This is a genomic window from Vibrio sp. 10N.261.46.A3 (genome assembly GCF_041472995.1).
Taxonomy (GTDB): Bacteria; Pseudomonadota; Gammaproteobacteria; order Enterobacterales; family Vibrionaceae; genus Vibrio; species Vibrio coralliirubri.
The window spans coordinates 1-24,314 of sequence record NZ_JBFRRH010000058.1; the positions used below are offsets into that span (position 1 = coordinate 1).

The window sequence follows — 24,314 nt, forward strand, 5'->3', positions numbered from 1 at the left end:
CACCAAGAACCAAGAATGATCCCTGCAGTTAAAAAGATCCAAGCAACTAAACACCAACTGCGACAATGGGCAACCCAATCAAACTCAATAGGATCAACAAGCAAAGCGGCGACAGCAAATGCCAGCACCACAGAAAAGCCGACATAGCCAAGGTAAAGTAATGGAGGGTGGAAAATCAGACCGACATCTTGCAGCATTGGGTTAAGGTCACGCCCTTCTAGCGGCAATGTCGTGTTCATTTCAAATGGGTTTGATGCGAACAAGGTGAACCAAGCAAATATCGCGAGCAGTAGGTTCATGACCCACAACACACGACTTTGGTATTCATCCGAATAGTGTTTTTGTAAGGCGATAACGCCAGACCAGACGCTGATCGTCAGTACCCAAAATAACAAGGAACCTTCATGACCTGCCCATACGGCTGCGAGCTTAAAAAATGAGGGTAATTGAGTATTTGAATGTTCAGCGACGTATAAGATAGAGAAGTCATCACTGACAAAAGCATAGCCAAGCAACGCGACAGAAATGAGAGAAAACAGCGCACTTGAAAGAGAGAAACTGCGGATTAAACCTAGATTTTGCGTCCGTTTATATAGCATTTGGTAAAACGAATGCACACCAATAATGCTACTGAGTACAGCAACCAACACCACACTAAACAGCCCCAAAGAACCGACCATATCACCTCAATAAGGCTCTACCTGAGCAGAGCCGATCTAAACACGCATCTCATGTTTATTAAGAACATGTTCATTAATAAGCAGATATTTAGTATCCAACATCTGCTCACTAATAAACTTGAGCGAAATTAAGCTATCGTTAACTGCCCAGCATAAAGGACAAAAGTTCGCAGCATTAATACGCCCATTAGGCTTAACGAAGTCACCGAGAAAATATACACCGAGCTATGGCGGATCGAGGTTGGTGTAACGGCATTCAGCAACAACGGTAGAACCATACCAACACCGATAACGCCGTACCAGAACCAACTCGCCCAGAAACCACTGCCGATGGCGTTCCATACGGCTTGCTCACTTTGACCACCAGCGAAGATAAGCCCAGTAAAGAAAGTAATCAGAACAAACAACTCAAACATCACGACCGGACGTTCGAACCCGTGGATCCATGAAATACTCGGGCTATGAGGTGATTCTTTAAAGACCAACACACCAAATAAAATACACGCCGCCGCTCCCGAAGATAAGCTCGAGAATAAGAACAAAATCGGCAACACTGGGTTATTCAACAGTGGGAAGGTATTTAAAGCTGAAAGCAAGAATCCTGTATAAGCGGCAAGCATTAGAGCAAGAACAGCTAAGAATATTTCCAGAGCATTCTCAAACACTTCTAATTTGCCAATCCAGTTACCGACGAAATCGAGTCGTCCTCTTAACCATGTTTGGTCATTTAAAAATACGACGATTTGATCTCTAAATATAATGCCGATCCAAAGAAATAAGATCACCATATACACTTGGAATAAGATCACACCCATCGACATCACAGACGTTGGATTATAGAAGATCATGATCTTCCAAAAGGATAACGGTTTTGTCAGGTGGAAAACCAAGATCAGTAGGCCTGAAATGATCCCAAATGGCGCAAGAAAAGCGGTCGCCTTTAACACACCATTATGAGCAGGATCGCCTTCAATGACCTTACGTTTTAGGTAAATGGAGATCATTACGGCACCTGCCGACATCCCCGCGAGAAATAGATAGATAGCTATAATCCAGTCCCATACCACGGTACCAGACTGAAAAGCTGTGTCCCATGCACTCATAATCAGATCTCCCCTTTTTGGTGTGGCACTTTATAGAGTTTTGGTTGAGTACCGAGATAAGCTTTATCTCTGTAAACCACCTCAGATTTAAGCACCTGGTTTATCTCACTCTTAGGGTCATTTAGATCGCCAAATACTAGCGCATTGGTCGGGCAAGATTCGACACAAGCCGGCAACTTCCCTTGTGCAAGATTGGTATCACGACAGAAGTTACATTTATCTGCGGATTTGTTCTCTGGATGGAAAAAACGCACTTGATACGGACAAGCTAACAAGCAGTAACCGCAACCGACACACTTCTCTTGATGAACATCGACAATGCCGGTTTTTTCATCTTTATAGGCTGCACCTGTCGGGCAAACCATCACGCAGGGTGCGTTATCACAATGTTGGCAAGAGTTACGAGTAAAACGGTAATCAACATTTGGATATTCGCCTTGAGGTTCGCTCTTAATAATCTCTAAGCGCGATACACCTTCAGGCACTTTGTTCACTTCACGACAAGCTTCTGTACAAGCGGTGCAACCAATACACGCGGTCTCGTCATGAATCATTCCATAACGTTTAGCCCCATCCTCTTGAACATTGGCCAACGTTTTACGACTTGTCACCGCTGCGGTTCCCGCAACACCTGTGGTAAAAATAACGGCACCCGCGCCAGCTAAAAAGTTTCTTCTTGAGCAGCTCATAGATTACTCCCCTTCTTTCTTCTGGTTGAAGTCTGAATGGCAATCCACACACAGCTTGATGGTTTGCTTCTTATCTAAGCCCAACACCTTTGCTTCTGTCGCATGAACATCATGGCAGTTTGAACACGTTAAATTTTGTGCGTGAACGTCGTGGGTCCAGCTCGCTTCGCGCAGATCATCAGGCTTGTGACAATCGATACACTGGCTATTGGCATCTAAAATTAAGCTAGGATCTAGGTAAACCTTGTCGGTCCCTGGTTGTGATTGAGCCTCACGATACTTCACCACTTTAGGCGCGCCTTCGCGGTGGTCGGGGCTAATAGAACTATGACAGTCAGTACAATTTACTTCACGGCCAAGCAAAGCGTGTGCACTTTCACCATGTGAACCCAATACCGTTTCTTTTGAATCTTTATGGCACTGAACACACTTGTAGTCTTTGTCACGGATTAATTCGACTTCATGTCTTGTTGATTCCCCTACTGGCGTAACAGCAGGCTCAGCAACAGCATGAATGGAATAACCATAGAGGCAGAATGCTAGAAGGGATTTAAGCATTATGACTATGGCCAATTTAATATTGCCCATTTTATCCTTTCCTTATACCGGCATTATTTAACTCTCAACTAAATAATATTCCGGTTAAACAAAAGTACCCTTAAACGATATTATTACCGTTTAAATGATATCAATTCTTATTTTGGATAAGCCACAACGCTTTCTATAGTTAGAATATACCTCTAATTGGGTAATACGAAATTTCGATAGGTTAATCTGTGAACGCAATCACCCTATTTATATCATGGTCAATTTAGGTAATTGATTGTTATATATGATAATAATTCTCAGTTAAATTCTAATTAATCTAACCATTAATACCACTTTAGGGTTATATAGACTTCAACGTGACTAAGGTCACTGCCATTAATTGATCTGGGACAATCTATATCCAACACGTAACAAAATGTGTTTGTTTATGAATTAATATAAACAGGAATTCTCCAGTTCTTAATTTGAATAGCAAACTCACAACGCTTGGTATAAAAATCAGTATATTGGAGATATCACTGTGAAAAAGCATTGGATACGTAATTCGGTCACAGCACTATTAATGGTTAGCGCGTCATTAGCAAGCGCGACCAGTTTTGCTGCGTCTGAACAAAAAGAAATTGGCGATCCTCGTAACGATCAGTTCGAGCAAAACCACCCAGATCAATATCATTCATGGAGACAAACTTCAGAAAGCGAAACGATTGAAGACGCACTAAAAGAAGATCCAAACATGGTTATCATGTGGGCTGGCTACGGCTTCGCAAAAGATTACAACAAAGCACGTGGTCACTTTTATGCGATTGACGATGTAAGACAAACGCTCCGTACTGGCGGCCCAACGGACGAAAGCTCAGGCCCTATGCCAATGGCGTGTTGGAGTTGTAAAAGCCCAGACGTAGCACGTGTTATCGAAGAGCGTGGTGAAGACGGTTATTTTGAAGGTAAATGGGCACGTCTTGGCAACGAGATTGTGAATCCTATTGGCTGTGCTGATTGTCACGATACCCAAAGCGAAGGCTTTAAAAATGGTGAGCCAGCACTGAAGGTGACACGTCCTTATGTTGAACGTGCATTTGAAGCGATTGGTAAAAAGTTTGATGAGCAAAGCCGTTTAGACCAGCAAGCTTCTGTTTGTGCTCAGTGCCACGTGGAATATTACTTCACCGGCCCAACCAAAGGCGTGAAGTTCCCTTGGGATCAAGGCACAACGGTTAGCGATATGGAACGCTACTATGATGCAATCAACTTTAAAGATTGGACGCACAAAGTATCGAAAGCACCCATGCTGAAAGCGCAGCACCCAGGTTTCGAAACATGGCGTGAAGGCATCCACGGTAAGAACAAAGTCGTTTGTGCTGACTGTCATATGCCGAAAGTAACCAAAGAAGATGGCACCGTTTATACCGACCATAAAGTGGGTAACCCATTCGACCGCTTCGAAGATACGTGTGCAAACTGTCACACTCAATCTAAAGAAACCATGCGTAACATCGTTTCAAGCCGTAAAGCTCAAGTGCTAAACATGAAGCTGACCGCTGAGAAACAAATCGTTGCCGCTCACTTTGAAGCAGGCGCGGCATGGGAAGCAGGTGCGACAGAGCAAGAGATGGAGCCTATCCTACTGGATATCCGTCATGCTCAATGGCGCTGGGACTACGCTATTGCATCTCATGGCGTTCATATGCACGCTCCTGAAATCGCTCTAGAAGTGCTAGGTACTGCCGTTGACCGCGCAGCCGATGCTCGTACTAAGATTGTTCGCCTACTGGCAAAGAAAGGCATCACTGATCCAATCGAGATTCCAGACATCTCGACCAAAGAAGCGGCTCAAAAAGCGCTTGGAATGGACATGGATAAGATGAACGCTGAGAAACAACACTTCTTAGACACAGTTGTTCCTAAATGGGAAGAGCAAGCTGAAAAGCGTGAAGCCAACTACGAATACTAGTTTCTTCAATTAGACCATTAGGTAAAAACCAGTCACACTATTATTGTGTGGCTGGTTTTTTAGGTTTGGGGCAATACACACAATATCTCCTCCCCAATCCACTCGCCAATTCAAGGAATAGATAATGAAAACCTTACTTTCACTTTCAGCATTATGTATCGCACTGCTCAGTTCAGGCGTTCACGCTTCTGAGCGTGCTGAGACAGGGTGGGAATTAATAGAGAAAGGCGCATTAGTGGTTGATGTCAGAACACCAGCAGAGTTCGAACAAGGGCATCTAAACAACGCCATCAACTACCCTCTTTCTGAAGTGGCTACTCACTTCGCTAAGATAGATAAAGACCAACCGATCGTTTTGTATTGCCGCAGTGGCAATCGATCAGGACAAGCCTATCAATTCTTGCGAGCTCAAGGGTTTACTCAAATCCATAACGCAGGTGGGTTGATTGAAATGCAGGAAAGTAAATAACTAAAAACAAACGATTAACGACTAGCGATTATGCCAAGCTTAACGGATCATCTGTTTGGCTTGGTTAATCGAATGAATAATCGAAACGCGATCAATCCCCTTTTGATTGGAATCGAGGATTTGAGTCCATGCATCAATCGCTTGTTGATAACGCATACTAATGAAGTGATCGGTCGCAATCAGCATCAATGCCGTACGATCATTGGGATCAAGCTGCATGGAGTGATCCAGTAACGCATTCACATCATCGCTCATCGCTTGTGAACTAAGATAGTAAAGTGCGGTTGCTTTGGCTGCATAGAGCCCGGAAGGTGCTTGAGGATCTAATCGAATCGCGTAGTCGTAGCAGGTGAACGCTGCATCAAATTCCCCTTTCTGCATATACACACCACCAAGCTTAAACCACAAATCGGATTGATTCGGATCTTGTTTGAGGCTTTGCTGAAGCTCATCTTCGAAATCTGTTGCCGTGTAACTATTGTTATCATCTAAAGGAAGTTGAGGCATCTCTTGTTTCAATTGGGACCAAACAAGCACGCTCAAAGCTACCGCAGTAATCGAAATCACTACATTGCTTTTTAGATGACCGCTGTTTTTGTTCGCCACAATGACGACCATAATCAAAAACAAGCTCATTAGTACCAACGCAACCAACAACCAGATGTCCATTCCACACTCCTTTCTATTCACTCACTACTCTATCGTTTTCATCTCTCCCCTATATTGATCAAGGTTTAGCTATCGAGATTTTAGCGATCACGGCTCTGTTATAAAGTCACACCAAGCTCCACAAATAACAGGTAATAAAAAACCGAGCACTTAGGCTCGGTTTTTCAATGGTAAGCTTAATTACTTAGCGTAATAGAGATTACTCAGTGTCTTGCTCGCTATCACTTTCAGAGTCAGAAGCATCTGATGCTTGCTCTTCACTTGATTCAGCAACTTCAGCGTTGATAGTTTCAGCACCAGCTTCTTCAGCTTCGCCTTCTACAATCTCAGCTTCTTCTACTTCGTCGATACGTTGTAGACCTACAACATTCTCGTCTTCAGCAGTACGAATCAGTGTTACACCTTGAGTGTTACGACCAACTTGGCTAACTTCCGCTACGCGAGTACGAACTAGCGTACCTGCGTCGGTGATCATCATCATTTCATCGCCTTCTTCAACTTGAACAGCGCCAACAACTGGGCCATTACGTTCAGAGACTTTGATAGATACTACACCTTGCGTTGCACGGCCTTTCGTTGGGTATTCTGCTAGCTCAGTACGCTTACCGTAACCGTTTTCAGTCACAGTTAGGATATCGCCTTCGTTAGAAGGAACAATCAGTGAAACCACTTGATCGTCTTCTGGAAGCTTCATACCACGAACACCAGAGGCAGTACGGCCCATTGCTCGTACTTTGTCCTCGTTAAAGCGAACAACTTTGCCCGATTTAGAGAACAGCATGATGTCGCTATCACCGTTAGTGATATCAACGCCAATCAGTGAATCGTCGTCACGTAGGTTAACTGCGATTAGGCCGTTAGCACGTACGTTTGCGAATTGATCCAGTGATGTCTTCTTGACTGTACCGTCACCCGTTGCCATGAAGATGAATTTCTCGTTAGAGAACTCAGAAACTGGCAGGATAGCCGTAATACGTTCACCTTCCTCTAGAGGAAGAATGTTCACGATAGGCTTACCACGAGCAGTACGACTTGCTAATGGTAGTTGGTAAACTTTCAGGCGGTATGTCTTACCACGAGTAGAGAAACATAGGATGTTATCGTGAGTATTAGCAACAAGCAGACGCTCAATGTAATCCTCATCTTTCATCTTAGTTGCACTCTTACCTTTACCACCACGACGTTGAGATTCGTAGTCGCTTAGGATTTGGTACTTAACGTAACCTGCGTTAGAAAGCGTTACTACAACGTCTTCTTGAGCAATCAGTTCTTCCATGTCGATGTCATGAACTGCCGCTGTGATTTCTGTACGACGCTCGTCGCCATAGATTTCACGTACCGCTTCAAGTTCTTCACGGATAACTTCCATCAAACGCTCAGTGCTTGCAAGAATGTGCATTAGCTCAGCGATTTCTTCTAGAAGTGCTTTGTACTCGTCTAGAATCTTCTCGTGCTCAAGGCCAGTTAGGCGGTGAAGACGAAGTTCTAGAATAGCTTGTGCTTGTGTTTCCGTTAGGAAGTATTGGCCATCGCGGATGCCGTATTGGTCTTCCAACCAATCAGGACGAGCCGCATCAGTACCAGCACGCTCAAGCATTGAAGCAACGTTACCAAGATCCCAACCGCGTGCAACTAAGCCAGCTTTTGCTTCAGCTGGTGTTGGAGCGTTACGGATAAGCTCAATGATTTCGTCGATGTTAGCAAGTGCTAGAGACAGTGCTTCAAGGATGTGTGCACGATCGCGCGCTTTCTTCAGTTCGAAGATAGTACGACGTGTCACAACTTCGCGACGGTGGTCTACGAAGCACTTAAGCATGTCTTTGATGTTGAACAACTGTGGTTGACCGTTGTTCAACGCAACCATGTTGATACCGAAAGTCGTTTGCAGTTGAGTTTGAGCGTATAGGTTGTTTAGAACCACTTCGCCTACTGCATCACGCTTACATTCAATAACAATACGCATACCATCTTTATCAGATTCGTCACGCAGTGCACTGATGCCTTCTACTTTCTTATCTTTAACCAGTTCAGCAATCTTCTCGATCAAACGAGCTTTGTTTACTTGGTAAGGGATCTCAGTAACGATAATGGTTTCTTTACCATTCTTCTCTACTTCGATATCCGCTTTTGAACGCATGTAAACCTTACCGCGGCCAGTCTTATAAGCATCAACGATGCCTTTACGACCACTGATAAGTGCTGCTGTTGGGAAGTCAGGACCAGGAATGTAGTCCATTAGCTCATCAATAGTGATCTCTTCATTATTGATGTAAGCCAAACAGCCATCAACAACTTCACCAAGGTTATGTGGTGGAATGTTGGTAGCCATACCTACTGCGATACCAGAAGCACCGTTTACCAATAGGTTAGGAATTTTTGTAGGAAGTACTGCTGGAATTTGTTCTGTACCATCGTAGTTCGGTACGTAATCCACAGTTTCCTTATCAAGGTCAGCCAGTAGCTCGTGAGCAATTTTCGCCATACGAACTTCGGTATAACGCATTGCAGCCGCGGAGTCGCCATCGATAGAACCAAAGTTACCTTGGCCATCAACTAGCATGTAACGCAGTGAGAACGGTTGAGCCATACGAACAATTGTATCGTATACAGCACTATCACCATGCGGGTGGTATTTACCGATTACATCACCTACTACACGAGCAGACTTTTTATATGGTTTGTTCCAATCATTACCTAGTACATTCATCGCGAACAAAACGCGGCGGTGTACTGGTTTTAGGCCATCACGCACATCTGGAAGGGCACGACCAACGATGACGGACATCGCGTAGTCTAGGTATGAACCTCTAAGCTCATCTTCAATATTTACGGGCGTGATCTCTTTCGCTAGATCGCTCATAGAGCCATTTTCCCTCTATAGTCAGATCGTATTTTTGAATACGTATAAGACCGAAAAATATAACACAAATTTACCTACGGAGGCATCACTTTCCCTCTCCTTTTACCATCTTGTGACCCTTGTAGCCAATCAATTGATGAGAAATTGCACCTCCGCATCATATCTTGCTGAAACATGGTCACTTTACATCCAATAAACTACCAAAATTGTAGATCTTCTGGTCAGCGCGAAAAGGCAAGTTATAATGCCTGCAATTTCATGGATGCATTATTTAACTTGGAAATGCCGATTATGACTAAATCACAGAACGTAGACCCAGCAGAAATCAAGAAATTCGAAGACATGGCGTCACGCTGGTGGGATCTAGAAGGCGAATTTAAGCCGCTACATCAAATCAACCCACTTCGCCTAAATTACGTATTAGAGAAGACGGAAGGCCTATTTGGCAAGAAAGTCCTCGATGTTGGCTGCGGCGGCGGTATTCTTGCAGAAAGCATGGCGGTAGAAGGCGCGATAGTGACTGGCCTAGACATGGGTAAAGAACCGCTAGAAGTTGCGCGTCTTCACGCATTGGAAACTGGCACCAAGCTCGATTACATCCAGAGCACTATCGAAGACCACGCAGAACAAAACCCACAGACGTACGATGTGGTAACGTGCATGGAAATGCTTGAACACGTTCCAGACCCGCAATCTGTTATCACTGCCTGTTCGAAATTGGTGAAACCGGGCGGCCACGTGTTCTTTTCTACATTGAACCGTAACTTCAAATCTTACTTGTTTGCGATTGTTGGTGCAGAGAAGCTATTGAAGATCGTTCCAGAAGGCACTCATGAGCACGAGAAGTTCATTCGCCCTGCTGAACTTATCAAGATGGTTGATAACACTCCGCTGCAAGAATTAGGCATTACAGGCCTGCACTATAACCCTCTTACGGACACTTATCGTTTAGGCACAGATGTAGACGTAAACTACATCGTCCACACGCAAAACTTTGGCTAAAAAATATCGGTAGCCCTACCGTAAAACCTTTTGTAAAAAAGACGAATGAAAAGAGTTGCAATTACCATAACTTTGCGACTTTTTTCAGTCTAAATTTCGTGCGCTAGCTTCCATTTTGACCACCTCGATTTAAATTTAATCGCCCAAAATCCATCGCCCATTTTGCTCAAAGATCAAGGGATTTTTTTTTATGGGCGTGCAAAAATAAAGCATCATTAAAAGCCGACTTTTATACAATCAAGTCACATCTAACCTCATCAGTTAGTGGTCACTTACAGTTTTTTTTCAATCCACCACTTATCCACAAGCAACCCCATTTCTTTACCTTGAAAAATATCAGTTGTAGCACTATCTTGTAACCCAACAAACAAATGACCCCTATATGTTGTGTTTGAACTACAATGTATGGGTAGACCAAGATCACAAAGCCGAGACGTAATTTACAAAAATTACAAAGAAATACACAAAAACACGGCCTTGTTCAGTTTTGTTAGGGAAATTAAGCAGAATGAACCAACAACTTACTGTTACCAAGCGTAACGGGCGCAAAGAAACGATCGATCTAGAGAAGATCCATCGCGTGATTACATGGGCAGCTGAAGGCTTGCACAATGTTTCTGTATCACAAGTAGAATTGAAAGCTCACATTCAGTTTTACGATGGCATCACCACTACTGACATTCATGAAACTATCATCAAGTCAGCAGCGGATTTAATCTCTGAAGAGACTCCTGATTACCAATATCTAGCAGCACGTCTGTCTGTATTCCACCTACGTAAAAAAGCGTACGGCGAATACGAGCCGCCTGCACTGTATGACCACGTTGCAAAACTGGTTGATATGGGTAAATACGATAGCCACCTTATGGAAGACTACACGAAAGCTGAATTCGAAGAGCTTGACGAGTACATCGACCACAAACGTGACTTAGACTTCTCTTATGCCGCGGTTAAGCAGCTCGAAGGTAAATACTTCGTGCAAAACCGTGTAACGAAAGAAATCTACGAGAGTGCTCAGTTCCTTTACATTTTAGTTGCTGCGTGTCTATTCGCCAAATACCCGAAATCGACTCGTCTTGACTACATCAAACGTTTTTACGACGCATCGTCTACGTTTAAGATTTCTCTACCTACACCGATCATGTCTGGTGTACGTACGCCTACTCGTCAATTCAGTTCTTGTGTACTGATCGAGTGTGGTGACAGCCTTGATTCAATCAACGCAACAGCAAGCTCAATTGTTCGTTACGTATCTCAACGTGCTGGTATTGGTATCAACGCAGGTCGTATCCGTGCGCTTGGTTCTGAAATCCGTAATGGTGAAGCGTTCCACACGGGCTGTATCCCTTTCTACAAATACTTCCAGACAGCAGTAAAATGTTGTTCTCAAGGTGGTGTTCGTGGCGGTGCAGCAACAGTGTTCTACCCACTATGGCACGGTGAAGTTCAGTCTCTATTAGTACTGAAAAACAACCGCGGCGTTGAAGAGAACCGTGTTCGTCACATGGATTACGGCGTACAGCTGAACAAGCTTATGTACTCTCGCCTAGTTCAAGGTGGCAACATCAGCCTGTTCTCACCTTCAGACGTACCTGGCCTTTACGATGCGTTCTTCGAAAACCAAGACCGTTTTGAAGAGCTATACGTTAAGTACGAAAACGATCCTTCAGTGAAGCGTGAAACGGTTAAAGCCGTTGAGCTGTTCTCTCTGCTAATGCAAGAGCGTGCTTCTACTGGTCGTATCTACATTCAGAACGTTGACCACTGTAATACACACAGCCCGTTTGATTCTGAAGTTGCACCTGTTCGTCAATCGAACCTATGTCTAGAAATCGCGCTTCCTACTAAGCCACTTTCTAACGTAGAAGATGACGAAGGCGAAATTGCACTATGTACGCTTTCAGCATTCAACCTTGGCGCAATCAATGAACTGGACGACCTAGCAGAGCTTTCTGAGCTGGTTGTTCGTGCTCTAGATGCACTGCTTGATTACCAAGACTACCCGCTTCCAGCTGCATACAAGTCGACAATGAACCGTCGTACTTTAGGTGTAGGTGTAATCAACTATGCATACTACCTAGCGAAGAATGGTGTTAAGTACTCTGATGGCAGCGCGAATGGCCTGACTCACCGTACTTTTGAAGCAATTCAATACCACTTGCTAAAAGCATCTGTTGAACTAGCGAAAGAGCAAGGTCGTTGCCCATCTTTCCACGAGACCAACTACGCGAAAGGCCTACTGCCAATCGATACTTACAAAAAAGATATCGACTTAGTATGTGAAGAGCCACTGCACTACGATTGGGATTCTCTACGTGAAGAGATCATGGAGCACGGTCTGCGTAACTCTACGCTAACAGCGCTTATGCCTTCTGAGACATCGTCTCAAATCTCGAACGCGACTAACGGTATCGAGCCACCACGTGGTTACGTATCAGTGAAAGCATCGAAAGACGGCATCCTGAAGCAAGTGGTTCCAGATTTCCTAAATCTTAAAGAGAACTACGAGCTACTTTGGAACATTGGTTCTAACGACGGTTACCTACACCTAGTGGGTATCATGCAAAAATTCGTTGACCAAGCTATCTCTGCAAACACTAACTATGATCCAAGTGTTTACGACAGCGGTAAAGTACCAATGAAGAAGCTGCTTCAAGACCTACTAACAGCGTACAAGTACGGTGTTAAGACGCTTTACTACCATAACACTCGTGATGGTGCTAAAGACGACCAAGGCGATGCAGTTCAAGTGCCGGAAGAAGATTGTGAAGGCGGCGGTTGTAAGATCTAAACCGCAATAAACATTAAGACCCCAGAGAAGAGTTATCTTCTCTGGGTTTAAAGCATTAACAGGGTCCGTTTTATTACGGGTCTTTAAAGGATTTGAGGCATTTATGGCTTACAGTACTTTTTCTCAGCAAAAAAATGACCAACTAAAAGAACCAATGTTCTTGGGTCAGTCGGTAAACGTTGCACGTTACGACCAACAAAAATTCGAAATCTTCGAAAAGTTGATCGAGAAGCAGCTTTCTTTCTTCTGGCGTCCAGAAGAAGTAGACGTGTCTAGCGACCGTATCGACTACAACAAGCTTCCTGAGCATGAAAAGCACATCTTCATCTCTAACTTGAAGTACCAAACGCTTCTAGATTCTATCCAAGGCCGCAGCCCTAACGTTGCCCTACTTCCACTGGTATCTCTACCAGAAGTTGAAACTTGGATTGAAACTTGGTCTTTCTCTGAAACGATTCACTCTCGTTCTTACACGCACATCATCCGTAACATCGTGAATGATCCAGGCGTAGTATTCGACGACATCGTTGAAAACGAAGAGATTCTAAAGCGCGCTAAAGACATCGCTTTCTACTACGACGACCTAATCAAGCTAACGGCTGACTACCACCGCTACGGTGAAGGCAACCACAGCATCAACGGCGAAGACGTTAAGATTTCACTTCACGACCTGAAGAAGAAACTTTACCTATGTCTAATGTCTGTAAACGCACTAGAAGCGATTCGTTTCTACGTAAGTTTCGCATGTTCATTTGCATTCGCTGAACGTGAGCTAATGGAAGGTAACGCGAAGATCATCAAGCTAATCGCTCGTGATGAAGCACTTCACCTTACTGGTACACAGCACATGATCAACTTGCTACGTAACGGTCAAGATGACTTCGAATTCATGCAGATCGCTGAAGAGTGCAAGCAAGAGTGTTTCGACCTATTCAAAGAAGCGGCTGAGCAAGAAAAAGAGTGGGCAGAATACCTATTCAAAGATGGCTCTATGATTGGTCTAAACAAAGACATACTTTGCCAATACGTTGAGTACATTACCAACATCCGTATGCAGGCTGTTGGTCTAGGTACTGCTTACCCAGCAGCAACGTCGAACCCGATTCCATGGATCAACGCTTGGTTGTCTTCAGATAACGTTCAAGTTGCTCCACAAGAAGCAGAAATCAGTTCTTACCTAGTTGGCCAAATCGACAACGAAGTAAAAGCTGACGACTTTGAAGGATTTGAGCTGTAATGCCAACAATCAAAATCAACAAGCTGACTTCTATTGAATCTAACCCTTCAAACACTCTATTGGAAACAATGGAACAAGCGGGGTTAGAGCCAGAATACAACTGCCGAGATGGCCACTGTGGCGCTTGCCGTTGCACGTTGGATTCTGGAGAGGTCGAGTACGTTGGTTTTGCTATGGCTTACACGCAAGGTAATGAAATATTGCCTTGTATCTGTAAAGCAAAGACTGAGCTATCGCTGAGTAACGTTATTCATAGAAACAAGCAAAAACGCGCATAAGCCAACTGGCTTTAGGTCGCTTTGTTCGAATATCGTCAATAAGAATTAAAAAGGGTCCGCTTCCTTTAGGAATGCGGACCCTTTTCTATTTATGTCTTTAGATATCTGAAACAACTCATACAGCACTCAGCCAAAGTCTTCCTGTTGGCTTGCGTCATACAAAGCCAAACGTTTATTGCCGAGTCAGGTTAAGAGTCACAGAGCCAATATAACAAGCGCTTCGGCACTCTCCACAGCCGTTACACTTATCTTTGTCCACTGTAGGCAACTCTCCTACTTCGATGTGTATCGCACCTGCTAAACACGCAGTTTGGCATGCTGAACAATCCATTTGCATGTAATTATTGCAGCTATCAGCAAAACTCGGCTTGAGGTCGATATAAGGTGTGACCGTTGGATGAAGTGCGCCAGTCGGACACACTTCAGTGCATTTGTTACACATAGAACAACTGTTGTAATCCAAATTCAGCAGCGCACTGCCCTCTAGCATTTCAATAACGCTATTCGGACACGCTTGCTCACACAGCTCACAACCGTCGCAAAGACGCTCAAACAGCACCTCGTCGACCGCTCTTGGCGGCCTTGCGTGCAAGCGCTGTGATATCTCTTCATAATTCGCGGCTGCTTTAACCGGTTTAGAAAGTCGAGTTAAAAAACCGCGTCTATTTGAATTTATTTGTTCAGACATTAGTCGATATATAACTTTTTAGTAGCAACGTTTAAATTATATTCAGATGTTAAGTACTTAAACCAATCTATTACATCAACCGATAGCTTTTTATAAAAAGACAGCTCTGATGCTTTATTTAATTTTTCTAAATAAACAGAAGACCAAGTGAATAAGTGACTCTCAAGCAATTCATCCGCTGAATCGATATTTTTATTTTCTAACAAATACGCATGAGCGAATAACATTAAACCAAATTGATCTTCCGGCTCTCTTAACCCAGTATCTAATTCAATCTGATTCAATTCTAAAAATTGGCGATACTCAACCGTAGAAGCGCCGAACACAACGCGGTCTTTATCTAGGTACACAGAACCCCAAGGCGGAGCTGGCATGTCTCCAACGCCTTCAAACAGGCGGCTGAACTCTGCTGCGAGCGCCTCTTCGTCTTCACTTATCAATGCCTGCAAGCATTCTTCAGAGAGCACTTCGCTCTCAACCAAAGCTTCGACAATGGTGATTAACTGTTCTTTACTTGTCGCTTGATAAAATAGCGAACCCAATAATTTATGCGTATCGATAATCATTATTATTTATACCGTTATAGGTTTAAAGATAATTATATAAATAAGACGATTTAATTCTTTGATCTATTTTATACATTCGATTCATAAGATTTAAATTTCGCTCTTATTTGATGCCAATCAATCAACAATCCGAAATAAAAACATAAAGAACAAACTACCTATAAAGTGCTAGCTATCAATAGCAAAAGGCATCTTAGAATGACGAATAAGAAAGAATCTGGGGTAATGAATCTTACTCGAAGAGGCTTCATGAAAGCTTCTTCTGCGGTAGGTAGTGCAGCCGCACTTGCGGGCGATATCGCTTTACCTTTCAAATCCAAACCAGTAGCGGCTGCAGTTGCTGAGAATGTGGATGAGAAAATCGTATGGAGTGCATGTACAGTAAACTGTGGCTCTCGCTGCCCGTTACGTATGCATGTACAAAACGGTGAAATCAAATACGTAGAAACCGACAACACAGGTACTGACGAATACGGTCATCACCAAGTTCGTGCTTGTCTACGTGGTCGCTCTATGCGCCGCCGTGTTTACAACCCAGATCGCCTGAAATACCCAATGAAACGTGTGGGTAAACGTGGTGAAGGTAAATTCAAACGTATTAGCTGGGAAGAGGCTTACGATGAAGTCGCTGGCACCATGAAACGCCTTATCAAAGACTACGGTAACGACACTATTTACCTAAACTACGGTACAGGTACGCTTGGCGGTACGGTGACTAAATCTTGGCCACCAGCTCAAACGCTGATTGCTCGCCTAATGAACCTAAGTGGTGGTTACCTGAACCATTACGGTGACTACTCAACAGCGCAAATCGCGAAAGGCTTGAGCTACACCTACGGTGGTTGGGCAAACAACAACTCTTTCTCTGACCTAGAGAACACTAAGCTTAACATCCAATTTGGTAACAACCCTGCCGAGACACGCATGTCTGGCGGCGGTCTGATCCACCACTACGTTGAAAGTAAAAACAAATCGAACGCAAGAACGATCATCATTGACCCTCGCTACACCGATACTGCTGGCGGCCGCGAAGATCAATGGATCCCAATTCGTCCTTCTACCGATGCTGCGTTGGTTGCCGGCCTTGCACACGTGATGATCACGGAAGACCTTGTCGACCAACCGTTCCTAGACAAATACTGCGTAGGTTACGACGAGAAAACTCTGCCTGCATCAGCGCCTAAAAACAGCGACTACAAATCTTACATCCTAGGTTTAAGTGAAGATGGCGTAGAGAAGACACCAGAGTGGGCTAGTAAGATCACTGGTATTCCAGTTGATACCATCGTTAAGCTTGGTCGTGAAATGGGCACAGCAAAACCGTGTGCTATCCACCAAGGTTGGGGCTTACAACGCACTGCGAACGGCGAGCTAGCTTGTCGTGCAATCGCAATGCTGTCGCTACTAACCGGTTCTGTGGGTGTATCAGGTGGTTCTACAGGTGCTCGTGAGAGTGACATCAACATTCCGTTTGTGCGCTTCCCTACTGTGCCAAACCCAATTGAAACGTCTATTTCAATGTTCATGTGGACAGACGCGATTTACCGTCACCATGAAATGACCGACATCACTGATGGTGTTCGCGGTGCAGAACGCCTTAAGAATCCAATCAAGATGATCTGGAACTACGCAGGTAACTGCATCATTAACCAACACTCAGACATCAACAAGACTCACGCGATTCTTCAAGATGAAAGTGCGTGTGAAATGATTGTCGTGGTTGATAACCATATGACTTCTTCCGCGAAATACGCCGATATCATCCTGCCAGACTTAACAACGTCTGAGCAAGACGACTGGTGTATGGACGGTAAAGCGGCGAACATGCCTTACTTCATCTACGCGCAGAAAGCGATTGAGCCTCAGTTTGAAGCGAAATCTATCTACGAGATGTGTACTCAGCTTGCGAAACGCATGGGCGTAGAAAAAGAGTTCACCGAAGGCCGTACTCAAGAGCAATGGATTGAGCACCTTTACGCGGAAACTCGTAAGAACGATCCAACACTGCCAACCTTCGAAGAGATGAAAGAGCTGGGTATCTACAAACGTAGCTACGACCACCACTACATCGCTTACGAAGACTTCCGCAAAGATCCTGAAGCGAACCCACTGACTACACCAAGTGGCAAGATTGAGATCTACTCAGAGCGACTGGCTGATATCGCGAAGACTTGGAAGCTGAAAGAAGACGAAGTGATTCACCCACTTCCGGTTTACGCGGACTCTTTTGAAGGTCATAACGATCCACTAGCAGAGAAGTACCCACTTCAGCTAACCGGTTTCCACTACAAGGCTCGTACTCACTCAACTTACGGCAACGTTGCAGAAATCAAAGCAGCCGCACCGCAAGAGTTGTGGATCAACCCAATCGATGCAAAAGAACGTGGTATTGAAAGCGGCGACATGGTGAGTATTTTCAACGACCGTGGCGAAGTACACATTCCAGCGAAAGTGACACCAAGGATTCTTCCTCGGGTTGTCGCACTAGGCGAAGGTGCATGGTACGCACCAGATGGTCAGAAGATCGACCATGCAGGCTCTATCAACGTGCTGACCACTCAGCGCCCGAGCCCACTTGCTAAGGGTAACCCTCAGCATACAAACCTAGTTCAAATCAAAGCGCTAAAGAAAGCATAAGGTAGGTTGGAATGAAACAATACGGCTTTTACATTGATTCAAGTAAATGCACGGGTTGTAAAACCTGTCAGCTTGCTTGTAAAGATTATAACGATCTAGACATCAAAACGAACTACCGTCGCGTATACGAATACGCCGGTGGTGGCTTCACTCAAGATGGCGATACTTGGGTTCAGAAAGATGTCTTTTCTTACTACCTTTCTATCGCTTGTAACCACTGTACTAATCCAGCGTGTGTGAAGGTGTGTCCTTCGGGCGCGATGCACAAACGTGATGAAGACGGTTTGGTTGTGGTTGATGAGAGCGTATGTATTGGTTGTCAGCACTGTAGCAATGCGTGTCCTTACGGCGCACCACAATACAATGCTAAGAAAGGTCACATGACGAAATGCGATGGTTGTTACCAACGTGTTTCTGAAGGCAAACAGCCTATCTGTGTTGAGTCTTGCCCACTTCGTGCATTGGAATTTGGCGAAATCAATACACTTCGCGAGAAGTACGGCTCAGGTGCGGATGTGGCTCCACTGCCATCTTCAACAGAAACGCTACCAAACATCGTGATTAAGCTGAACAAAAACGCGAAACCGACTGGCGATACCAGTGGTCACCTAGCAAACCCGAAGGAGGTGTAAGATGATTTTTCATGAGTGGTCTTTAATCTTCTTTACGGTGCTGGCGCAAACTGCGGTTGGTGGTTACTTACTGATTGGCGCACGTGCACTGGTGCTTGGTCATGACGAAGAGAAGCTGAACAGTTACAAGGTTCCAATGTTCATTCTATGGGCATTAATGGGTCTAGGCTTCATGTTCTCGACAACGCACCTTGGCTCTCCACTGCGCGCGTTTAACGCTTTTAATCAGCTAGGTTCGGCTTGGTTGTCTAACGAAGTGTTCTTCGGTGCGGCATTCTTCGCTGTCGGTGGCCTGCAATGGCTATTGTCTGTGCTTAAGAAAGGTGGCGTAGCGATCCAGAAAGCACTGATGGTTGGCGCGATGGTACTGGGTGTTATCTTCATGTACGCGATGATCAACGTATACATGATCAACACAGTACCGACGTGGGACAACATCTACACACCACTGAGCTTCATCATGACGATGGTTGTGGGTGGCTTGCTGCTATCTCAGTTCGTGATTGTGTTCGCAAACGACAGTCGCTTTACGGTTGACCGTAACATCACCATGCTGGCTGTTATCGCAGTTGCTATCAGCTTGCTTGTGACAGTAGGAAAACTGAACCTAATCGGTGACATCCAAACTTCAGCGGCAAAAGCGTCGGAGTTAGTCGATGGTTTAGGTAGCTATGTGATTCTTCAAGTGGCACTGCTAATGGCAAGCTTGTTGATTTGGATTCTACCTATGCTGAACAAAGCAAAAGTGAACCCAGTTAACCTTGGCTTAGCACTAGTATTGTTCTTGGTTTCAGAGTTAATCGGCCGTGGTTTGTTCTACAGCCTACATATGACAAGCGGTTTGTAATCGAGTTCTTAGAGATATGAGTTGCGTATAAACATCGCTGCTTGTTTAGTTATCTAGAAGGCTAGATAAACAAAAGGCCCAACACCTATTTAGATGTTGGGCCTTTTTATTTCATTTTTTCTAGCGTTTTTAGTACAGACTTAACGAGTTTACTTACATCGTTAGCTTACATAGCTACTTAATGATAGCCGCTGGAATAAACATATCTTTCAATCGCTTAACCGAAGAGTAAGTACCAAACATCGGCTTATTGTCTAGATGCCTTCTCAGCATATCGGCGGCGACGGTCTTAATCACGTTGCGTTGGTCTTCACGCGAGTACTGACGATAAAACTCAAGTACCTGACCCCACTCGCCTGCTTCAGTCGACAATGCAACGCTGAATGTGTTGCCTTCCAGCTTACCAGTCACCAAAGCCAATTCGGTTCCGCACTTCTCTCTTGTTGCTCCAGCCAGAGCAAAGGTCGCGGCTAATGGATCGCTTTTTTCAAGCTCGCTCTCTTTTGGCTCAGCCATCACCCACGAGTGTCCGAAGCAATCTTCTATCTGCTCATTCAACTGCAGCCACGCTGACAGTGAACCTTTGGTCGACACTTCAGACACAGATAACGTCTTCTTTTTTTCCGCCATGATGTGTCCAATATGGTCAATCATCGGCTCATCGACACTAACGACATTACTCTCTAGCAGCTTGTAAACCATCTGCAGAAGCTTAACGCGAGTTTCTAAGTCTGCCTTAGGACCAAACAGTTTGACCTCAATAAACGGCAGATAAGAGCGGTAACCAAGTTCATAACCTTCTGGCAGCTTTAATTGGTCTAAAACATCAGAGATACCGGATTCAGATAAACCAAACGTAAACAGTCGACTGCATTCAGAGGCAACCACTTGAGGGTAGGTACGCGACAAATCAGGAAGAATCTCAAACGTCACCATGCGTTTGAACTCACTCGGTACACCCGGCGTGAAATAGAAAGTCGCATCATTGATTTTCAGTTTGAAGCCACAAGCCGTCCCCACAGGGTTATCGACAATCTCTGAGCTCGCAGGTAACAAAGCTTGTTTAAGGTTGCTGTCTGGCATCGGCATGCCACGTCCAGAGAACATCTCTTCCATACGAGCAAGCCATTCAGGGAACATGACGAGTTTCTGCTCGGAAGCAGCTGCAGCGGCTGCAGCACTCATATCATCGGTTGTCGGGCCTAAACCACCATTAACGATAACCACATCATAGTTAAAGCTCAGCATCAGCAGTTCTTCAACAAGAGCATTCATTTGATCACCCACAGTTGAGCGCTTAGCAAGCGCAAAACCATGCTGATAAAACTCAGCAGACATCCAAGCTGCGTTTGTATCTACAATGTCTCCATGAAGAACTTCTTCACCTGTGCTTAACATTGCGATTTTCGTCATATTTCTATCCCTTGTTGTCATAAAAAGACACTGCATTATTTACAAACTGGTCTATGGTTGAATTTGGAGCAATTCGCCTTTTCACTAATATTAATAATGTTAAACCTAAGGTTTTCTTAGGAAAAGCTATAAATTATTAGTTCCCTAAATCAGGCATTTAATAGATAATTGTGACCCTGATCAATTCCAAACTTTCTCATGGAGACCCTTGTGGCCAAATCACCGTTACTAGCAAAGGTTACTGCCGCATTTTCAATGCTAATGTCAGTTAACTCGGTTGCAAGCCAATACGACTTCGACCAGCCAATCAACCTTTCTTACTCGGATGAATGTGCTCAAGATTACTGTTTTAATGACAACTTGTACACCTACAAGCCTAGTACCAATTACGCACTGAGCGAATCGAGTGATGAGTACGACTTCACAATCCAACAACCAAAACACATGTTGGTGAGCCAGGAGAAAGATTGGGATTACCTAATGGGTCAAACCTACACCATTCTTGGCTTAAGTGTCGCGACAGTGGGTCTAATGACTCTACTCCCTGAAAGTATTACTAAGTGGGATGATGACCAACGTGATATCAGTTCATTAGGTAAAAAGTGGAAAGATAACGTTTCTGAAGGCCCAGTATGGGACCGTGACGAACACTTCCTAAACTACGTAATGCACCCATATTTTGGTGGTGTTTACTACACCGCAGCTCGACACGCAGGTTACGACGAGTTTGAGTCATTCTTATACTCTTGGACTATGTCGACGTTCTTCTGGGAATACGGCGTAGAAGCGTTTGCTGAAGTACCTTCATGGCAAGATCTCTTCATCACACCTTTCTTCGGTGCGGTTGTCGGTGAAATGATGCTAGAAGCAGAGCAAGATATCATTGCTTCAGGTGGCGAAGTGATGGGCTCTCAAACCATGGGTGATGTGTCGCTATTCTTCCTTAACCCTGTTGGACACATTCACTACTGGGTAAGTGACGCATGGGGCGGTGATGCAGAAGTGAACCTGAATACTAACCCTTGGTGGGATAACCAAGACGCAGCACGTTTTGCTTACGATGCTGGCGCACCATATGACTCTCAGTTTGTTGGTATGAACTTCAAAGTAACGTTCTAATTCGTCTCTAGGACTACTCAATACAAGTTACTGAATATAAGTTGCTGGATCATCAATCACAGTGACAACTCTTCTAAAAAGCGGCTCTCTAGCCGCTTTTTTTGTGCCCTACTCTTCATTCTCTTTTTTTGCATCGAAGCTTAGTTTCAAAAATTGACCTAGGTCAAACATTGTTCGATGTAACCTTCTACACTGAAATTAAAGAACTTTATCGCGTGATATCAAACATTTAATTAGCTAAGAATAATTGAAACCTTGGGGGCTGATATGAACAGTACATTTATCGTAAACTTTATCGGAAAAGCATCACCAGCAACAATCAAACAGCTTGCTGCGGTTACTCACGAAAACGACGGCAAATGGCTCATCAGTAAAGTGAACTTTATTGAAGACCAAGTCGCTGGCGTACTAAAGGTTCAACTTCCAGCCATCAACGAATCGATTGTCAAAGAAGCGTTTAGCGCCAATCCGGATCTCATCGTGCAGTTTGTCGATTCAGATCATACGCACAATGCTCAAGACACAATCCATCACCTAAGACTCGATTCTAACGACCGAGCAGGCATCGTCAACGAAGTGACTCATGTATTGGATAGACAAGGGATCAGTATTCTCGATATGGATTGTCACCGCGTCTTTATTGCAGGTGGCGGAGGCGTTAGCTCAAGCCTATTCACATCAAAAATCGCCGTTAAACTGCCAATCGAAGTACAGATCGACGACGTAGTTAATGAACTCGAAACGCTCAGTGAAGATACTCGAGTGATGATTGAAAGCTAAATAAACAAAATTGAACAAAAAAGAGCAGCTCATTGGCTGCTCTTTTTATTGCTCTGAACTTGTAATTCAGTTACTTAACTGACCATTGTGATAATGAGCGTTTGAAGTCTTCATAACCGAATTCATTTAGCTTCTGAACTTCACCACTGCTACGTTCGCAGTAGATTGATGGCATTTTCAGACCATTGAACCAGTTCAGTTTCACCATGGTGTAACCCGCGCTGTCTAACAGATGCAGCTTTTGACCAATCTTAAGTGGCTCATCAAAGCTCGCTTCGCAGAACTGATCGCCCGCAAGACATGAACACGAACCAATCACGTAGTCATGGCTGCCGTTTTCAGATGCTTCCAATACCGATGCTGGCTCATTGTAGATAAGTGTATCAAGGCGGTGAGCCTCGGTAGCAGAATCCACAATCGCTGTTTTCTTCACGTTCTCAACAATATCAACCACTGTCACAACTAGGTCGGTTGTTTTAGTGATGATCGCTTCACCCGGCTCAAGGTACATCTGCACGCCGTGTTTCTCAGAGAAGGCTTTCAGCGCAAGACCAAGCTTTTCGATGTCATAGCCAGGCCATGTAAAGAACACACCACCGCCCATGCTCACCCAGTCCAACTTATCTAAGTGCTCGCCAAACTGTTCTGAGATTGAATCAAGCAAACCGATAAAGGCATCAACGTCTTTGTTCTCACAGTTCATGTGGAACATCACACCATTAATCTCATCGAAGATCTCTGGCTTGATATGGTCAGCTTGCACACCCAAACGCGAGAATTGACGCGCTGGGTTTGCCAAGTCTTGCCCTGCGTAGCTCACGCCCGGATTTAAACGTAAACCCAGCGAAGCTTTACCTTCTACAATATGACGGTAAGCGGCAAGTTGGCTTTGAGAGTTGAAGATCATCTTGTCACAGATGTCAGCAACTTCTCTCACGTCATCTTCGCTGTAACCGACACTGTAAGCGTGCGTCTCACCACCAAAGGTTTCGTGGCCAAGCTTCACTTCATAAGGGCCAGAACTAGTAGTACCGTCTAGGTACGGTTTGATGATGTCAAACACGCCCCAAGTCGAGAAGCACTTAAGCGCAAGTACCAATTTCACACCTGAAATCTCTTTCAGTTGCTTGGCTTTTTCTAAGTTCGCAATCAACTTGTCTTCGTTGATCATGAAATATGGGGTTTTTAGTTCTTCTTTCTTAAACGTCATTTTTGTAAACACTCAAGCAGCATCTATAGATGGAAAGGTAAATTAACAATTTTGGTGTGATTTATTTTGATTTTGTCCTGTCCGAGCGCAGTGAGTTACAAAATCAAAATAAATGATACCAAAGCTTCAAGGCTATCATCATCG

21 protein-coding genes are annotated in these 24,314 nt (G+C 44.4%); 11 read left to right on the top strand and 10 right to left on the bottom strand.

Annotation, left to right across the window (positions count from 1 at the left end):
- The 4 genes from ccsA to nrfB all read right to left on the bottom strand — a co-directional run.
- Positions 1-680 (bottom strand): cytochrome c biogenesis protein CcsA (ccsA, locus tag AB4484_RS13790; protein ID WP_372078729.1); only part of this gene is annotated, 680 nt, incomplete at its 3' end.
- A gap of 128 nt (positions 681-808) precedes the next feature.
- Positions 809-1,783, bottom strand: a complete 975-nt coding sequence (nrfD, locus tag AB4484_RS13795) for a cytochrome c nitrite reductase subunit NrfD (RefSeq protein WP_372078731.1) — start codon at positions 1,781-1,783, stop codon at positions 809-811.
- A 2-nt stretch (positions 1,784-1,785) separates the two neighbouring features.
- The gene (gene nrfC / locus AB4484_RS13800; RefSeq protein WP_048613593.1) at positions 1,786-2,472 is read right to left on the bottom strand and encodes a cytochrome c nitrite reductase Fe-S protein; all 687 of its coding nucleotides are present in this window, start codon (positions 2,470-2,472) and stop codon (positions 1,786-1,788) included.
- Positions 2,473-2,475: 3 nt separating this feature from the next.
- Positions 2,476-3,060 carry a cytochrome c nitrite reductase pentaheme subunit gene (nrfB, locus tag AB4484_RS13805; protein WP_019822323.1) on the bottom strand — a complete coding sequence of 195 codons (585 nt, stop codon included), beginning with the start codon at positions 3,058-3,060 and terminating at the stop codon, positions 2,476-2,478.
- Between the two features lie 481 nt (positions 3,061-3,541).
- On the opposite strand from nrfB, the gene nrfA reads away from it, so the two are divergent.
- Positions 3,542-4,972 (top strand): ammonia-forming nitrite reductase cytochrome c552 subunit, encoded by a 1,431-nt coding sequence (gene nrfA / locus AB4484_RS13810; protein WP_372078733.1) that lies wholly within the window; start codon positions 3,542-3,544, stop codon positions 4,970-4,972.
- Between the two features lie 124 nt (positions 4,973-5,096).
- Positions 5,097-5,441, top strand: coding sequence for a rhodanese-like domain-containing protein (locus AB4484_RS13815; RefSeq protein ID WP_065677615.1), 345 nt, complete (start codon positions 5,097-5,099; stop codon positions 5,439-5,441).
- A 39-nt stretch (positions 5,442-5,480) separates the two neighbouring features.
- On the opposite strand, the gene AB4484_RS13820 is transcribed toward AB4484_RS13815, so the two are convergent.
- Complete coding sequence (locus AB4484_RS13820) at positions 5,481-6,110, bottom strand: tetratricopeptide repeat protein (protein ID WP_372078735.1); 630 nt, start codon at positions 6,108-6,110, stop codon at positions 5,481-5,483.
- 199 nt (positions 6,111-6,309) lie between these two features.
- Entirely contained in the window at positions 6,310-8,970 is a 2,661-nt protein-coding gene (gyrA, locus tag AB4484_RS13825; RefSeq protein WP_048613586.1) for a DNA topoisomerase (ATP-hydrolyzing) subunit A, read from the bottom strand.
- Positions 8,971-9,228: 258 nt separating this feature from the next.
- On the opposite strand from gyrA, the gene ubiG reads away from it, so the two are divergent.
- From ubiG to yfaE, 4 genes are all read left to right on the top strand, one after another.
- Positions 9,229-9,972: a bifunctional 2-polyprenyl-6-hydroxyphenol methylase/3-demethylubiquinol 3-O-methyltransferase UbiG gene (ubiG, locus tag AB4484_RS13830; protein WP_372078737.1), complete on the top strand. Its 744-nt coding sequence runs from the start codon at positions 9,229-9,231 to the stop codon at positions 9,970-9,972.
- A 508-nt stretch (positions 9,973-10,480) separates the two neighbouring features.
- On the top strand, positions 10,481-12,763 hold the full coding sequence (gene nrdA, locus AB4484_RS13835) for a class 1a ribonucleoside-diphosphate reductase subunit alpha (RefSeq protein ID WP_017060992.1): 2,283 nt from the start codon (positions 10,481-10,483) through the stop codon (positions 12,761-12,763).
- Positions 12,764-12,866: 103 nt separating this feature from the next.
- Positions 12,867-14,000, top strand: a complete 1,134-nt coding sequence (gene nrdB / locus AB4484_RS13840) for a class Ia ribonucleoside-diphosphate reductase subunit beta (protein WP_017063554.1) — start codon at positions 12,867-12,869, stop codon at positions 13,998-14,000.
- Positions 14,000-14,278, top strand: coding sequence for a class I ribonucleotide reductase maintenance protein YfaE (gene yfaE / locus AB4484_RS13845; protein WP_010438115.1), 279 nt, complete (start codon positions 14,000-14,002; stop codon positions 14,276-14,278). Before nrdB ends, yfaE begins: the two co-directional genes overlap by 1 nt.
- A gap of 172 nt (positions 14,279-14,450) precedes the next feature.
- Here the strand turns inward: yfaE and napF are convergent, their stop codons facing one another.
- Together napF and AB4484_RS13855 are read right to left on the bottom strand one after the other, a co-directional pair.
- Positions 14,451-14,966, bottom strand: coding sequence for a ferredoxin-type protein NapF (gene napF / locus AB4484_RS13850; protein ID WP_372078739.1), 516 nt, complete (start codon positions 14,964-14,966; stop codon positions 14,451-14,453).
- Positions 14,966-15,532 carry a molecular chaperone TorD family protein gene (locus AB4484_RS13855; protein WP_372078741.1) on the bottom strand — a complete coding sequence of 189 codons (567 nt, stop codon included), beginning with the start codon at positions 15,530-15,532 and terminating at the stop codon, positions 14,966-14,968. Before AB4484_RS13855 ends, napF begins: the two co-directional genes overlap by 1 nt.
- A gap of 198 nt (positions 15,533-15,730) precedes the next feature.
- Between AB4484_RS13855 and AB4484_RS13860 the strand changes: the two genes are divergently transcribed.
- Genes AB4484_RS13860 through AB4484_RS13870 form a run of 3 tightly spaced genes read left to right on the top strand, consistent with a single transcriptional unit; the run spans position 15,731 to position 19,648 of the window.
- A complete protein-coding gene (locus AB4484_RS13860) occupies positions 15,731-18,169 on the top strand; it encodes a DmsA/YnfE/YnfF family dimethyl sulfoxide reductase (RefSeq protein WP_372078743.1) in 2,439 nt (812 codons plus the stop codon).
- A gap of 11 nt (positions 18,170-18,180) precedes the next feature.
- On the top strand, positions 18,181-18,801 hold the full coding sequence (locus AB4484_RS13865; RefSeq protein WP_004733360.1) for a DMSO/selenate family reductase complex B subunit: 621 nt from the start codon (positions 18,181-18,183) through the stop codon (positions 18,799-18,801).
- A gap of 1 nt (position 18,802) precedes the next feature.
- Positions 18,803-19,648, top strand: coding sequence for a DmsC/YnfH family molybdoenzyme membrane anchor subunit (locus AB4484_RS13870; protein WP_108176296.1), 846 nt, complete (start codon positions 18,803-18,805; stop codon positions 19,646-19,648).
- A 174-nt stretch (positions 19,649-19,822) separates the two neighbouring features.
- Here the strand turns inward: AB4484_RS13870 and AB4484_RS13875 are convergent, their stop codons facing one another.
- A complete protein-coding gene (locus AB4484_RS13875; protein WP_050621273.1) occupies positions 19,823-21,061 on the bottom strand; it encodes a CinA family nicotinamide mononucleotide deamidase-related protein in 1,239 nt (412 codons plus the stop codon).
- Positions 21,062-21,271: 210 nt separating this feature from the next.
- Here AB4484_RS13875 and AB4484_RS13880 point away from each other — a divergent pair, with 210 nt between their 5' ends.
- Together AB4484_RS13880 and AB4484_RS13885 are read left to right on the top strand one after the other, a co-directional pair.
- Positions 21,272-22,180, top strand: coding sequence for a DUF3943 domain-containing protein (locus tag AB4484_RS13880; protein ID WP_048613575.1), 909 nt, complete (start codon positions 21,272-21,274; stop codon positions 22,178-22,180).
- 267 nt (positions 22,181-22,447) lie between these two features.
- Positions 22,448-22,960: a glycine cleavage system protein R gene (locus tag AB4484_RS13885; RefSeq protein WP_050646057.1), complete on the top strand. Its 513-nt coding sequence runs from the start codon at positions 22,448-22,450 to the stop codon at positions 22,958-22,960.
- 70 nt (positions 22,961-23,030) lie between these two features.
- Here AB4484_RS13885 and nspC read toward each other — a convergent pair whose 3' ends face one another.
- Entirely contained in the window at positions 23,031-24,170 is a 1,140-nt protein-coding gene (gene nspC, locus AB4484_RS13890) for a carboxynorspermidine decarboxylase (RefSeq protein ID WP_050635169.1), read from the bottom strand.
- Positions 24,171-24,314 lie beyond the last annotated feature (144 nt).